10 protein-coding genes are annotated in these 14,556 nt (G+C 36.9%); 9 read left to right on the top strand and 1 reads right to left on the bottom strand.

Features of this window, described 5'->3' with window-relative positions; genetic code table 11:
* The first annotated feature begins 1,562 nt into the window (after nucleotides 1-1,562).
* The 9 genes from thiC to ACFILU_RS05390 all read left to right on the top strand — a co-directional run bounded on the left by thiC (nucleotide 1,563) and on the right by ACFILU_RS05390 (nucleotide 13,268).
* Nucleotides 1,563-3,398 carry a phosphomethylpyrimidine synthase ThiC gene (gene thiC, locus ACFILU_RS05430; RefSeq protein ID WP_375675071.1) on the top strand — a complete coding sequence of 612 codons (1,836 nt, stop codon included), beginning with the start codon at nucleotides 1,563-1,565 and terminating at the stop codon, nucleotides 3,396-3,398.
* On the top strand, nucleotides 3,395-4,345 hold the full coding sequence (gene thiO / locus ACFILU_RS05425) for a glycine oxidase ThiO (RefSeq protein ID WP_375675069.1): 951 nt from the start codon (nucleotides 3,395-3,397) through the stop codon (nucleotides 4,343-4,345). Before thiC ends, thiO begins: the two co-directional genes overlap by 4 nt.
* Nucleotides 4,346-4,348: 3 nt before the next feature.
* Complete coding sequence (gene thiS / locus ACFILU_RS05420; RefSeq protein WP_375675068.1) at nucleotides 4,349-4,546, top strand: sulfur carrier protein ThiS; 198 nt, start codon at nucleotides 4,349-4,351, stop codon at nucleotides 4,544-4,546.
* 4 nt (nucleotides 4,547-4,550) lie between these two features.
* Nucleotides 4,551-5,324 (top strand): thiazole synthase, encoded by a 774-nt coding sequence (locus ACFILU_RS05415; protein WP_375675066.1) that lies wholly within the window; start codon nucleotides 4,551-4,553, stop codon nucleotides 5,322-5,324.
* Nucleotides 5,321-5,926, top strand: a complete 606-nt coding sequence (locus tag ACFILU_RS05410; protein WP_375675065.1) for a thiamine phosphate synthase — start codon at nucleotides 5,321-5,323, stop codon at nucleotides 5,924-5,926. Before ACFILU_RS05415 ends, ACFILU_RS05410 begins: the two co-directional genes overlap by 4 nt.
* Nucleotides 5,917-6,675, top strand: a complete 759-nt coding sequence (locus ACFILU_RS05405; RefSeq protein WP_375675129.1) for a hydroxymethylpyrimidine/phosphomethylpyrimidine kinase — start codon at nucleotides 5,917-5,919, stop codon at nucleotides 6,673-6,675. The genes ACFILU_RS05410 and ACFILU_RS05405 overlap by 10 nt, the downstream gene beginning before the upstream one ends.
* 445 nt (nucleotides 6,676-7,120) lie before the next feature.
* Nucleotides 7,121-7,960 (top strand): uracil-DNA glycosylase family protein, encoded by an 840-nt coding sequence (locus ACFILU_RS05400; RefSeq protein ID WP_273791211.1) that lies wholly within the window; start codon nucleotides 7,121-7,123, stop codon nucleotides 7,958-7,960.
* Between the two features lie 73 nt (nucleotides 7,961-8,033).
* Nucleotides 8,034-10,661 (top strand): aminopeptidase N, encoded by a 2,628-nt coding sequence (pepN, locus tag ACFILU_RS05395; RefSeq protein ID WP_375675063.1) that lies wholly within the window; start codon nucleotides 8,034-8,036, stop codon nucleotides 10,659-10,661.
* Nucleotides 10,662-10,946: 285 nt separating this feature from the next.
* Nucleotides 10,947-13,268, top strand: a complete 2,322-nt coding sequence (locus ACFILU_RS05390) for an ATP-binding protein (protein WP_375630809.1) — start codon at nucleotides 10,947-10,949, stop codon at nucleotides 13,266-13,268.
* Here the strand turns inward: ACFILU_RS05390 and ACFILU_RS05385 are convergent.
* Entirely contained in the window at nucleotides 13,265-13,789 is a 525-nt protein-coding gene (locus ACFILU_RS05385) for a methylated-DNA--[protein]-cysteine S-methyltransferase (protein WP_273791214.1), read from the bottom strand. The genes ACFILU_RS05390 and ACFILU_RS05385 overlap by 4 nt on opposite strands.
* Nucleotides 13,790-14,556 lie beyond the last annotated feature (767 nt).

Here is a 14,556-nt window from a genome sequence, read left to right as displayed (position 1 = left end):
TTATAGAATGCTATGATACTGCAGATAAAGAATTCACTAACGAATTTATTTATGAATCTCTTGTTAACACATTTGTCTATCTTTGGGGTGCACCAATCATCACTGGCTGTATAGCTGCAGCTTTTATATGGCTACCATTTATAATACTGTTAATAATAGTAATATTGGTGGGAATTTGGTTACTCTTCCTCATAATTCCCTACTTATTCAAAAATTGGTTTTCGGCTTTATTAATCATCATCATAATAATTATTTGTTTGCGTTTATTTTAATTATTAATAACCATTTATAAAAAAATACTGTAGCGTTTCATATGGAATTTATTGTCTATAAAAATATTCTATTTTGTTTAGTTCCTCTTTATTGTTTAAAAATTGTTTTTCCGTAAATTTATTCAATTTTTATCTTGTTTCATTATAATAATTATAATAGAATTACATTATAAGTAGTATTTTTTATTGCATATAAAACATAATTAGTTATTTTTTATATGTAAATATTGTTGCACGATATCATATGGCTCTTAAATGAATTTACGTATACTTTTGTGCTGAGATACATCCTTTTGCTTTCCTCTCTCTTCCAACTATTTAAAATTGTTGATGAAATTTCAAGATAAAAAGCCTTTGTTCATTTTCATCATCATTTTTTAATTCAGCTTACGATTTTCAAAACATTCAAAACAATATTATTTTTAATAATAAAGATTAGGTATTGTTTCACGCTTTTGTTTATCGCATTCTTAATGGGAACATCCCCCCTCATGAAGAATATAATGCCCCAAACAAAATATAATGATATTGCATATTACGCACTTTTTTAAGAAATATTGCTCAAAATATACTCCTTTTATTTTACGACAGCGCACGTCAATAATAAAATAGTAAGCCATTATAGATCATCAGCATTAAGCTTTTGAAGATACAAGCTGGAACCCATTATACATTTTACTGTCCCCCACGTTTTGACAGTCCTCACATCTTAGAATGTTCATTAAATGACATTTGGCTTCCTTTCTTCAAGTGTTTTGCCCCATACGCCCCCACTTATGACGTGCAAGGAAGTGATTTTATATGAAAAGATGTATGATGAGAGAATCTTATGGTATTCTGAGTTATTATTTTAATATGAAAAAAATCTCAATCAGAGCCATAAACTATCTACTTTTTCCCTGATAATCCGTTTTTAACTTTATTCTGGTTTATAAAAGCTTCAATATCATAGTTTATCACTTCATAATATCTATTTACACTCTTAAAAACACACCAAAATCGTTTAAAATATATTTTTATGATTGACAATATAGATATTTAAGCCAACCATATTCGTATTAACAAAAATACTTCAAGTGGGAGGAGGCATGCAAATATTAGAATAGATATTGTATCAATTTTCAAAATAACTTTTCTTGAGCTGTATTGGATTTTCTTTGCTACAAAGCAATATTATTCCTATTCACCCGAATGCTCGTGATTGATAATTTGAATACATCTCCATTAACATCGTAACTCCATTAACATCGCAACCTATTTTTGAACTCTGTGTCTATAAGGAAAAAGTTTGTGCAGAAAAATACTCCATCAATCAGTTGTAGCCCCTTTCCCTCTTCACGCAAAATTTATCAACAGAGCCTTCTCTTTTCTGATGTGCGCGTACCATTGCGTGAAATTTCACTGACTGATGGCAGTGGTGAAAAACCTTTAAACGTCTACGATACTTCTGGCCCCTATACAGATAAAGATATGATCATTGATATTACAAAAGGCTTGCCAGCAATTAGCTTACCTTGGCTCTCTAAGCGGGATGATACTGAAACTTATCCTGCACGATTAGTTAAACCTGAAGATAATGGATTGACTTCTGATAAAAATCTTACACCAGCCTTTAAACAAAAACGTCCTATTTTACGAGCAAAAAATGGCAAAGCAATTACACAAATGGCTTACGCACGCGCAGGCATTATTACCGAAGAAATGGAATATGTGGCTATACGAGAAAATGAAGGATTAGCAGTAAAAGAACGGCAGAATGTACCATCAAATGAAACATTTTCTGGATCAATACCAGAAATTTATACTGCCGAATTTGTTCGCAATGAAATTGCTTGTGGACGCGCCATTATTCCACAAAACATTAATCATCCAGAGTGCGAACCCATGATTATTGGGCGTAATTTCCGTGTTAAAATTAATGCCAATATTGGCAATTCAGCAGTAACGTCATCTATGGAAGAAGAAGTTGATAAAATGGTTTGGGCCATTCGCTGGGGAGCAGATACAGTTATGGATCTCTCTACAGGACGAAATATTCACAATATTCGTGAATGGATTATCCGAAATTCTCCTGTGCCCATCGGAACAGTCCCTCTTTATCAAGCACTCGAAAAAGTACAGGGTATTGCCGAAAACTTAACATGGGATATTTTCCGTGATACCCTTATTGAGCAAGCAGAGCAAGGTGTTGATTATTTTACCATTCATGCAGGATTAAGATTACCATTTATTCCTATGACCATTGATCGTGTAACAGGTATTGTTTCACGAGGCGGTTCTATTATGGCAAAATGGTGTCTCCATCATCACAAAGAAAGCTTTCTCTATGAACATTTTGATGAAATTTGTGATGTTGCAAAAACATATGATATCTCTCTTTCATTGGGGGATGGATTGCGCCCTGGCTCTATTGCCGATGCCAATGATGAAGCCCAATTTGCAGAGCTTAAAACTTTGGGAGAATTGACAAAAATTGCTTGGAAAAAAGATGTACAGGTTATGATTGAAGGTCCTGGGCATGTCCCAATGCACAAAATTAAAGAAAATATGGAGCAACAATTAGATCTTTGTCATGAGGCGCCTTTTTATACTTTGGGACCTCTTACAACGGACATTGCTCCTGGTTATGACCATATTACATCAGCAATTGGTGCCGCTATGATTGGATGGTTTGGAACTGCTATGTTGTGTTATGTAACACCTAAAGAACACCTAGGACTCCCCGATAGGAATGATGTAAAAACTGGTGTGATCACTTATAAAATTGCTGCTCATGCCGCTGACCTTGCTAAAGGTTTGCCTAGAGCACAATTGCGCGACAATGCTCTTTCGCGTGCACGATTTGATTTTAGATGGCACGATCAATTTAACCTTTCTCTTGATCCAGAAACAGCCTGTGCCTTTCATGATGAGACAATGCCTAAAGAAGCCCATAAATTAGTGCATTTTTGTTCCATGTGTGGACCAAAATTCTGTTCTATGCGTATTTCCCATGATATTCGTGAGGCAGCAGCAATAAGAAAAACAAAAGGGGAAGGTATGATCGCCATGGCCGAAAAATATCAGAAAAATGGTGACCTTTATATGGAAACTGTTCCTCCTCAAAAAAAGAAAGTAAACAGTTGAAGAACATTCTTATCAAAGGTGCAGGTGTAGGCGGCTTAACAGTTGCCTTTATGTTACAGCAAAAAGGTGCTTCTGTTACTGTATCGGCCCCCCCTCATTCACCTATAGGAAGTGCTAGTTGGTATGCAGGAGGAATGCTTGCACCTTACTGTGAAAGGGAAAGTGCAGAACAAATTGTTGAAGATCTTGGTGTACAAGCTATACAATGGTGGCGTAAAACGCTCCCAAACCTTGTCATACAAAAAGGCACTTTAGTGGTTGCACCTACACGAGATAGAGGAGAGCTTGAACGATTTTCTGTGCGTACGCATAATCACAAAACCGTAGATAATACAGAAATAGCTCGTCTTGAACCAGATCTTGCGGAGCGTTTTAACTGTGCGCTCTTTTATGAAAATGAAGCCCATATTGATCCTCGCAAAGCACTTATGGCTTTAAAAGAAAAGCTTCTCAACAATCGAGCGTGTTTTGTTGATGTAGAGACAGCTGAAACAAATTTTGATATTGTTATTGATGCGACAGGAATAGCACGTATAGGAAAAGACAAAAATATACGGGGTGTGCGCGGCGAAATGCTTCTTGTGCGCTGCACCGATATTAAAATTTCGCGTCCAATTCGTCTTCTTCATCCACGGTTTCCTCTCTACATTGTACCTCGACAAGATAATATTTTTATGATTGGCGCAACAATGATTGAAAGTGACTTTGATGGTGCAATCTCTGTGAGATCAATGATGGAACTGCTTAACGCGGCTTATACTTTACATCCTGCTTTTGCTGAAGCAGAAATTATTGAATCTGGCGTTGGTGTTCGTCCATGTTATCCTAACAACTTCCCTTCTGTGCATAAAGATGGTAACTGTATTTTTATTAATGGATTTTATAGACATGGTTTTCTTTTGTCTCCAGAAATGGCAAAACGAGCAATGAAATTGGCATTGGAATAAAGCATGCAAATATTTGTTAATGGTGAAACAGTCCAAACAGAAATTATGACTCTCGGTCTCTTACTTGAAGAATTGGGGTATGAAGGAAATTGGCTTGCAACTGCTGTTAACGCTGAAGTTGTTCCCATAGATGCACGAAGCCAATTTGTCTTGCATGAAGGAGATAAAATTGAAATTTTAAGCCCAATGCAAGGAGGCTAAAATTATGCTGAATCTTTATGGACGACAATTCTCTTCCCGTCTTCTATTAGGTACAGCGCAATATCCTTCACCAGCAATCCTTTGTGATGCTATTCATAAATCGAATACGGAAATTGTGACTGTTTCCTTGCGCCGTGAAACTGCAGGTGGAAAACAAGGTGGACAATTTTGGCAATTTCTTCAAGAACTTGGAGTAACAGTGCTTCCTAATACTGCTGGTTGTTATACTGTTAAAGAGGCCATAACCACAGCACAATTAGCAAGAGATCTCTTTAAAACAGCTTGGATTAAACTCGAAGTCATAGGAAATCCAGACACCTTACAGCCAAATGTTTTTTCTTTAATCGAAGCAGCGCAAATTTTAAACAATGAAGATTTCAAAATTTTTGCCTATACAACGGATGATCTTATTGTTGCTGAAAAACTTTTTGACATTGGTTGCCGTGTTATTATGCCTTGGTGTGCTCCTATTGGTTCTGCCAAAGGACCTCATAATACTGATGGATTGCGTTCTATCCGTGCTTACCTTCCTGATGCTACTCTTGTTATTGATGCCGGCATTGGACGCCCATCACATGCTACCATTGCGATGGAACTCGGTTATGATGCAGTACTGCTTAATACCGCAGTTGCTAAAGCAGATGATCCTGTCTTAATGGCCGAAGCATTTTCTAAAGCTGTTCAAGCAGGACGTATGGGATATAAAGCTGGCATGATCGAAGCACGCAATGTAGCAGTTCCTTCAACGCCAGTCATTGGAAAACCAGTATTTTCATGAAAATGGATCCATTTTACCTCATCGTCGATAACGCTGATTGGATTGAACGTTTGCTTCCTCTTGGTATCAAGCTCGTACAATTACGTATGAAACATGAAAATCAACAAATAATCCGTCAACATATCAAGCGCGCGAAAAACATATGCAATAAATTGGGAGCGCAATTAATTATTAATGATCATTGGGAAATAGCAATTGATGAAAAGTGTAATTTTATTCATCTGGGACAAGAAGACCTAAGAAATGCTGATCTTCACGCAATTCGTAAAAGTGGTATAAAAGTTGGCCTTAGTACACATGATGAACATGAATTGGATATCGCACTCTCTGTTAATCCTGAGTATATTGCACTTGGTCCTATTTATCCGACAATCTTAAAAAAAATGAAATGGATGCCACAAGGACTAGAAAAAATCAAACAATGGAGAAAGCGGATTGGTGCTTTACCTTTGGTGGGTATTGGAGGTTTAACACCAGAACGCGCAGTTGGTGTTTTAAAAGCAGGAGCAAATAGTGCTGCTGTCGTAACTGATATTATCCTTCATAAAAAACCTGAAGAGCGTGTACAGCAGTGGATAAAAGTGACACAAACATGGCGTTGATACCTTCCGTTCTTATTGTTGCGGGCACTGATCCAACAGGAGGTGCCGGTATTGTTCGTGATATAGAAACCGCTGCACATTTTCAAATAAAAGCAAATTTAGCAATCACTTGTGTTAACGTACAAGATGATAATCGCGTTGTCGAAATCACCCCAATGCGCGGAGACCTCGTCGCTGCGCAAATGCGTGCTGCCCTAGAAGCAAATCCAATAAGCGCAATAAAAATCGGTATGACGGGGACAAAAGCAATTATAGCAGCAATCTGTAACGTACTCAAAGACTATCCCCATGTTCCAGTTATTTTGGACCCTGTACTTGTCGCTTCATCAGGAGGAAAACTAATAACGGAAACAATCATCGACACTATGATCGATAAACTGCTTCCTCATGTTGATCTTTTAACACCGAATAGAGAAGAACTCGCTCTTCTTAGCCAAAGTCCATTGGCATCTCATGATAAGCAAGCAATACAACAAGCAAAAAAACTTTTGTCATTGGGAGCTCGCTCTATTTTAGTAAAAGGGGGACATGCGGAGGGGCCTCTTGCAATTGATAGCTTCATTGACAAAACTGAAGTCATAAATATCTCTACTCCACGTTTAAAAGGAACAATGCGAGGAACAGGTTGCATTCTCTCAAGCGCTATTGCAGCGCATTTAGCATTAAATGAACCTCTCATTTCAGCGGTAAAAAAAGCAAAAGAATATATCCACACATTGCTTTTAACCCATTGTAAAAATAGTTTATAACGTCTTAGTATTTTTCTCATATAAAATTAATATTTATATATTCATTAATATATTTATTTTTTAATAAAAATTATTTAAAAAATATAATAATAAAAAATTTATACTTTATTTTATAAATAAAATACTACAAAAGTAACTTTAATTAAGTATTAAATATATAATACAATGATAACAAATATTATAACACCACTTGCATTCAATAAAAAAATCTTTTATTATGAATGAGTTTAGTCTGTTTAAAAAGTTGAAATAGCGTAATTTAAACAAATTGTACATTTAAAGATGTATATAATCGCGAACACTCGCATTTTACGATTTGCCTTTTTTGTGAAAAGAGAGAATCCTATCAGCGTTCTTATACATTAATGGCTAGCGAATACATTTAATAAAACTTGAAGGATAATTTTGTTTGATCTATAATCGCTAGATCATTAGAAAAAGTAAAATGTTAAATCAAACGCCGTGCTCAATTTCCTATGAAGAACTCTTAAACTTTTATAAAGAAAGTGGTGCGGATGCCGTTCTGACGGATTTCCCTATTGATCGTTTTAAGCAGTCTGCTTGTTCAGAGAGAAAATTAATATCTGTCGTGAACATTTCTCATAATCAACAAGCATCTCCCAAAACATCTCCAACCGTAAAATTAGATCATCATCAGCTGCATAACTCTAGGACTATACAAAATGAATCCACAGCTATAGAGAGTGCAAAAAGTGCCAAGACACTTGATGAATTAAAATCTGCTCTCCTTGCATTTAATGGCTGTTCATTAAAATTGACAGCAAAAAATACCTGTTTTTCAGATGGAACAGCAGGAAGCCCCCTGATGCTTATAGGCGAAGCACCAGGACGAGACGAGGATATACAAGGAATTCCTTTTGTGGGAAAAGCCGGGATGTTGCTTAATAAAATCCTCGCATCAATTGGCTTAACAAGAAATAATGTTTACATTGCCAACACTATTCCTTGGCGTCCACCAGGAAATCGTACACCAACACCAAGAGAAGTTGCCTTGTGCCGCCCTTTTATTGAACGGCACATTTATTTAGCGCGTCCTCGTGTTCTTATAGCACTGGGAGGTGTTGCTGCACAGTTTCTTACTGGATCTCAAAATGGGATTATCCGAACAAGAGGGAAATGGCATATCTATGAAAGCGAGGATAATATAAAAATACCTGTTATGCCAACTTTCCACCCAGCTTACCTTCTTAGAACCCCTAGTCAAAAGAAGCTTACATGGATAGACTTCTTAGAAGTAAAAAATCGCCTCGACAGCCTTTTGTAATTCTTTAATCCTATCTTGCTTCTAAAATTAACACACCCTTCTTTAACTCTTAAAATACAAATGGGAAAAAACTATGAAACAGCCAATAACATCTATTTATCGTTTGGAAGACTACCAAACAACCCCTTACGTTATCCCTAAAACACAACTTTCTTTCCAATTGGCACCGACAAAAACCTATGTTACAGCCATATTGTCTATTGAATCCCGTCACGATACAAAAGAATTAACACCTCTTGTTCTTTCTGGTGATGATCTTACTTTAATTTCCGTTTCTATTAATGATGAGATATTAGCCCCAAACACTTATAAAGTGACGCCTTCACGTTTAGAAATTACAACGCCACCAACGGCTCCTTTTACATTGAAATTGGTTACAGAACTGAATCCTGAAAGCAACCGCCAACTTATGGGGCTTTACCTTTCAAATGGTGTTTATTGCTCACAATGCGAATCGGAAGGTTTTCGTCGTATTACTTATTTTTACGACCGCCCAGATGTTCTTTCTACCTATAGAGTGAAAATTGAAGCAGATTCCCAAACAATCCCAATCTTGCTTTCCAATGGTAATCTGGTGGAAACAGGAACTTTAGAGAATAATCGCCATTTTGCCATTTGGGAAGATCCTTATCCCAAACCATCTTATCTCTTTGCTTTAGTAGGTGGAGATCTTGATAAGTTAGAAGACCATTTTACAACTGTATCTGGACGACGTATCGAGCTTGGTATCTATGTAGAAAAAGGAAAAACCGAACGCGCCACCTATGCAATGGATGCTCTTAAACGTTCCATGCGTTGGGATGAACAATGTTTCGGACGCGAATATGATCTTGATATTTTCAATATTGTTGCTGTGTCCGACTTTAACATGGGAGCAATGGAAAACAAAGGCCTTAACGTTTTTAATGATAAATATGTTCTTGTCGATCCTGAAACAGCAACCGATCAGGATTATAGAAATGTTGAACGTGTCATTGCACATGAATATTTCCATAATTGGAGCGGTAATCGTGTTACCTGTCGCGATTGGTTTCAACTCTGTTTAAAAGAAGGATTCACTGTTTATCGTGATCAGGAATTTTCATCAGATCAAAATGTACGCAGCCTACAGAGAATTGAAAATGTAAAAGCATTAAAAGCAACGCAATTTGCAGAAGACGCAGGACCTCTTGCGCATCCTGTACGTCCTCGTCAATATAGCCAAATTAATAATTTTTACACCACAACTGTTTATGAAAAAGGTGCTGAAGTTGTTCGCATGATACGAACTATTTTAGGTCCTACTCTGTTTCGTAAAGGCACTGATCTTTATTTTCAACGTCATGATGGACAAGCTTGTACAATTGAAGATTTTATTACCTGTTTTGCTGAAGTGTCTGGTCAAGACTTCTCCCAATTCATGCTATGGTATGAACAGGCAGGAACACCCAATGTAGAAATCGATAGTCATTATAGCGATGGTGTTTTAACAATTCATGCAAAGCAACATATTCCCGCAACCCCACAACAAAATACAAAAAAGCCCATGCTTATCCCTATCGTATTTGGCTTGTTAGGACCTAACGGAGAAAACCTCACCTATGAAGCAGATACAGATATTCAATCAGATGTTATGCTTTTATCCAAGGAAAGCCAAACGTTTACATTAAAGGGACTGCGTGAAAAACCCGTTTTATCACTGCTGCGGGACTTTTCAGCACCAATCATTCTACACACTCCATTCAATGAAAGAGAACTTATTTTTCTTGCACAACATGATGACAATCACATCAATCGCTGGCAATCTCTTAATCATTTAATGACGCAAGCTTTGATTCAAAGCATTCAAGATAAAACACAAGAAAAAGCAACACTCCCTTCTGCTTTGCTAAAGCTGATTGAAACGATCATAACAGATGAAACCTTAGAGCCTGAATTTCGTGCCTTCTGTTTAAATTTACCTAGTGAAGTTGAGCTTGCTCATACAATCGGTAAAAATATTGACCCAGATCGTATTCATTATGTCCGCAATCAGTTTTTAGCTTCACTTGCACAAACTCATCAAGAGCTCTTAACAAAATTCTATGGACAAATGCAAACCCAAGAGCCCTATTCACCAAACACTGCACAAGCTGGAAAACGAGCATTAAAGAATATCATACTGGATTACCTTTCCATTGCTGAAGCCAATCCAAATCGAGCTGCTATACAATATGCAACAGCTGATAATATGACTGACCGTATGGCTAGTATCGCTGTTCTCGTGAAGCGTTTTAATGAAAGTGAGCAGGCACAAAATGCCTTAAATGATTTTGAAAACCGCTATCGGCATGACCCTTTGGTCATGGATAAATGGTTTTCTATTCAAGCAATGGTTGCTGGCACATCAACACTCGAGAATGTTCAAAAGCTCATGCAACATCCGCTTTTTTCACAAGATAATCCTAATCGTGTACGTTCCCTAATCGGTGTTTTTGCCTCTAACAATCTCACGGGCTTTAATAGGATGGATGGAGCGTCTTATCATTTTCTTTGCCAAGTCATTTTGGAAATTGACAAAAAAAATCCACAGCTTGCTTCACGATTATTAACAATGATGGGCTCTTGGCGACAATTAGAACCTATTCGACAACAAAAACTTGAAACTGAATTAAAAATGATTGCTGTTGCGCCAAAATTATCAAGCGATGTTGCTGATATCATTAATCGTCTGCTCACTTAAAACAAAAAATTATTTTAAATCAATATGCTATAATATTTTTTAAAATAAATTCTATAAACTATTCGATCATCATTAAACCTATAAACAGGTAATCTAAGCCTGTTTATAGGTCACGTTTAAAGTGCTTTTTTCTTTTCATATTCCAAAATTATAAAAGTAAAATTATTTTTTTAAAAAAAAGACTGGACAGAAGACTCCTGTTTTGATTCATTGCACTCGATGGGGTTACTATGAATATCGAAGCAGCTTTTAAATCACATTATTCCAGAATTAAAGGAACGCGAGATGGCTAAATTGGACGCATATAATGCGCCAAGGGAGGTGTATGCTGATTCAAAATCAAGCGCTCAAAGTCGCAAGGAGCGGACAGAGCGTACCAATCTGTTTTCTGGTCCTGCCTATCAAAAACTTCTTTTTATTGAACCTTGGCTGCGACGTTCACTCCCATTTGTAATTCTTGCATTTCTTGTTACGCTAGCAGCGATCCGTTTCCTATCAATCTATGATTGGCGCAACACAATTGATAAAAACACGCATTCTACCATCACTCTCTTAGCTTCTCATATTACCAATACGATTGACCGTGACTTACTTGCAGCCACTCGACAAGGAAAAACTGCTGTTCTTTCTCATAATCATTTACAAAATATCCTGACTAATTTTCGTAACAAAGGTCTTATAAAAACCAGCGCTGTTATTGCTATTGTCGATCAAAAAGGCAATGTCCTAGCTTCATCAAGTTCCGAGATTGTCTTAGGAAAACCCTTACAGGATTTTACCTCTGAAAGCATTGCTTTACAAGCTCTAGGAAAACATGCTGGAATCATGAAAATTACAATAGGAAAAGATATTCCTGCTCTCGCTTCCTTTCAGCAAACAGAAAATGGACAATATGGGGTATTCATCAGTGAAAAAATGCAACATATTTACATGGAATGGCGGAAAGCTCTCTCGTTAAATATAACCATGTTTATTGGAACTAGTGGCGTTATCCTCGCTCTTCTTTATGCTTATTACAACCAAATTGTACGAGCACGCAAAACAGATCTTGTTTCAGAAAAAATTCAAAACCGTATTGATATGGCAATGATGCGTGGACGCTGTGGACTATGGGATTGGAATATGGCAAGTGGACGTGTCTACTGGTCACGAGCAATGTACGAAATGCTCGGCTATGTCCCTCAAGATGCACTGCTCTCAATTTCCCAAATTAGCGCCATTATCAATCCAAATGATGCGAATTTTTTTGATCTTGCTCAAGAATTAATGAGCGGTAAAAAAAAGCATATCGATATTAACGTTCCTATGCGTCATGCTGATGGTCATTATGTATGGATGCGCATTCGTGCCGAAGTTACTGAAGAAGAAGAACCCCATTTGGTTGGTATTTCCTTCGATATTAGTGAACAGCAACAATTGGCTGAACAAACAGCGCAAGCCGACCTTCGTATCCGTGATGCGATTGAAAACATTTCAGAATCTTTCGTCTTGTGGGATGCTGAAGGACGTTTAGTCATGTCCAACAGCAAATTTTGCGAATATGCCGCTATTCCTAAACAAATTCTCCAATCAGGTATCCAACGTGCAACGGTCGAAGCCATGGCACGCCCTGCACTCAGTGAATATCCCCTTAAAGATGATGGTACTGGTAACTTAACCAGTATTCGCCAAACGGCAGATGGTTGTTGGCTCAAAATTAACGAACGACGAACCCAAGATGGAGGATTGGTTTGTATTGGTACTGACATTTCTGAGCTTAAACAACAACAGGAAAAATTTGAAGACAGTGAAAGGCGTCTTTTTTCTTTCATTCAAGAACTCAAGCGCGCGCGAGGGAGTGCTCAACAACGCGCAACAGAAGTTGAAAAACTTAATAAAAGTTTGAAAGCAGAAAAAGAACGCGCCGAAAGTGCTAATAAGGCTAAATCAGAATTTTTAGCCAATATGTCTCATGAATTGCGCACGCCTCTGAATGCTATTCTTGGTTTTTCAGATATCATGTTGCAATCGACTTTTGGTCCTCTTGGTTCACAACGCTATAAGGAATATATGCATGATATTTACAATTCAGGAACCCATCTTCTAACCCTTATCAATGACATCCTTGATATGTCAAAAATCGAAGCAGGAAGATTTACCCTTGATTGTAAAAATACCGATCTTGAGCCCATCATTAGTGAAGCAGTACGAACACTAACACCTCAAGCTCAAGAAAAAAATATTGTTGTTACAACAAACATTACCCCAGAACTTCATGCTGAAGTTGATGGTCGTGCAATGAAACAGATTTTCCTTAATCTCATCTCTAATGCCGTTAAATTTACGCCTTCTGGCGGAAATATTGATGTCTGCGCTTTCAAGAAAAAAAATAACCTTATTTTTAAAATTACAGATACAGGCGTTGGTATTCCCCAATCAGCAATTAAAAAACTTGGGCAACCTTTTGAACAAGTCGAAAATCAGCTCACTAAATCTCATACGGGCTCAGGTCTTGGATTAGCCATTTCACGCTCCTTGCTAGAACTCCACAAAGGAAAACTTGAAATTACTTCAAAAGAAATGAAAGGAACAACTGTAACGATTATAATGCCCATCACACAAAGTTAAATTTTTCCATTTTGTTCCCGTTGTAGTAAAATCTGTTTCCGTTTTTCCCCCCAACGATACCCTGAAATAAAACCATTTTTACGCACAACACGATGACACGGAATGATAATAGCCAATTCGTTACGTGCACAGGCATGAGCAACGGCACGAAAAGCTTTCGGCATACCAATACGGCATGCTAAGATCTCATATGAAATTGTTTCACCACATGGTATATCACATAATACTGCCCATACTTGTCGTTGAAAAACTGTACCATTTATATCTAAGGGAAAATTATATTTTTTTACCAGCTTAGGTGTTTCTATCATGGCTATAATATGAGCAACTTCTCTCTTAAATGTATTGTCACCTACAACTTGTTGTGCATCACCAAAGCGTATCGTAAACTCCTGTAATAATTGCTCTATAGTGTCTCCTAACGCTATATGACAAATCCCTTTTTGAGACCTAGCCACCAAAAGCTTTCCTATTGATACATCTTTCAGACAGAATACTCTCGTTTGGGAAATGTTCAGCATTTTAGCCTTCTTTATATTTTAAAAAGTTTTGAACTTCATCCATAAAGTAAAGGGAGAGTATTCACTATCTTTTAAAAACAAACAAAATCATTCTGAAATTATCTCCTTAGCCATTGTATTAAAATACACTCTCACCTTTTTATGAAATGGAAAGATACATAGATTGACTTTCTTCCTACCCTAAGACGGAAACTTCGACCAGAGCTGATCTATCAACAATCTTGCTTTTTATATAACAGATTCCAACTGAACCCATTTGATATGGTTTATTTCATAAGCTCTCTACAGACAAATCCTGCTCTGAATTCTATCATACACTCTAACAAAAACACCTTAATGTGGTAAATTTTCATACCTTATATCACAACTCTAAACGGCAGTATTTTACGGAACAACACGATAAGCTTCCCATTTTATTTTACGAAATCCCATCGAACCATAAATAATAGCTTATGTTTTACAAGCAACAGAAAAAGCGCGTGCTCTCTTAAGCAAAAAACGTCATAAAACACAAAGAAAGTATGCCGGCAATGAATTGGAAAGATGTTCCGGCTTTTTATGCTCCACAGTATGCTTGAATATTCTAATTTGTTGGAGCACTGTTATTATTTTTTATCAAAGGTCATACTTTTGATAAACTGACGAGATGACTCAACTCAAAAAAGAAATTTATCTTCAATTTTATGAAAAAAAGCATGGAAAAGGTATTTTAATGCTTACTTTCTTTGTCACTTAACTTATAAAATGACGGTAGCCTCAGAACTAAA

The organism is Bartonella sp. CL100XZDX, from assembly GCF_042195375.1.
Classification (GTDB): domain Bacteria; phylum Pseudomonadota; class Alphaproteobacteria; order Rhizobiales; family Rhizobiaceae; genus Bartonella.
The sequence above is the reverse complement of the archived record's forward strand: the minus strand, read 5'-3'. Positions and strand labels throughout refer to the sequence as shown.

Excerpts from the sequence above, each read along its gene's own strand:
- thiS (WP_375675068.1), top strand. The coding sequence starts at position 4,349 with ATGCAAATATTTGTTAATGGTGAAACAGTCCAAACAGAAATTATGACT.
- ACFILU_RS05415 (WP_375675066.1), top strand. The coding sequence starts at position 4,551 with ATGCTGAATCTTTATGGACGACAATTCTCTTCCCGTCTTCTATTAGGT.
- ACFILU_RS05410 (WP_375675065.1), top strand. The coding sequence starts at position 5,321 with ATGAAAATGGATCCATTTTACCTCATCGTCGATAACGCTGATTGGATT.
- ACFILU_RS05405 (WP_375675129.1), top strand. The coding sequence starts at position 5,917 with ATGGCGTTGATACCTTCCGTTCTTATTGTTGCGGGCACTGATCCAACA.
- ACFILU_RS05400 (WP_273791211.1), top strand. The coding sequence starts at position 7,121 with ATGTTAAATCAAACGCCGTGCTCAATTTCCTATGAAGAACTCTTAAAC.
- pepN (WP_375675063.1), top strand. The coding sequence starts at position 8,034 with ATGAAACAGCCAATAACATCTATTTATCGTTTGGAAGACTACCAAACA.
- ACFILU_RS05390 (WP_375630809.1), top strand. The coding sequence starts at position 10,947 with ATGGCTAAATTGGACGCATATAATGCGCCAAGGGAGGTGTATGCTGAT.
- ACFILU_RS05385 (WP_273791214.1), bottom strand. The coding sequence starts at position 13,789 with ATGCTGAACATTTCCCAAACGAGAGTATTCTGTCTGAAAGATGTATCA.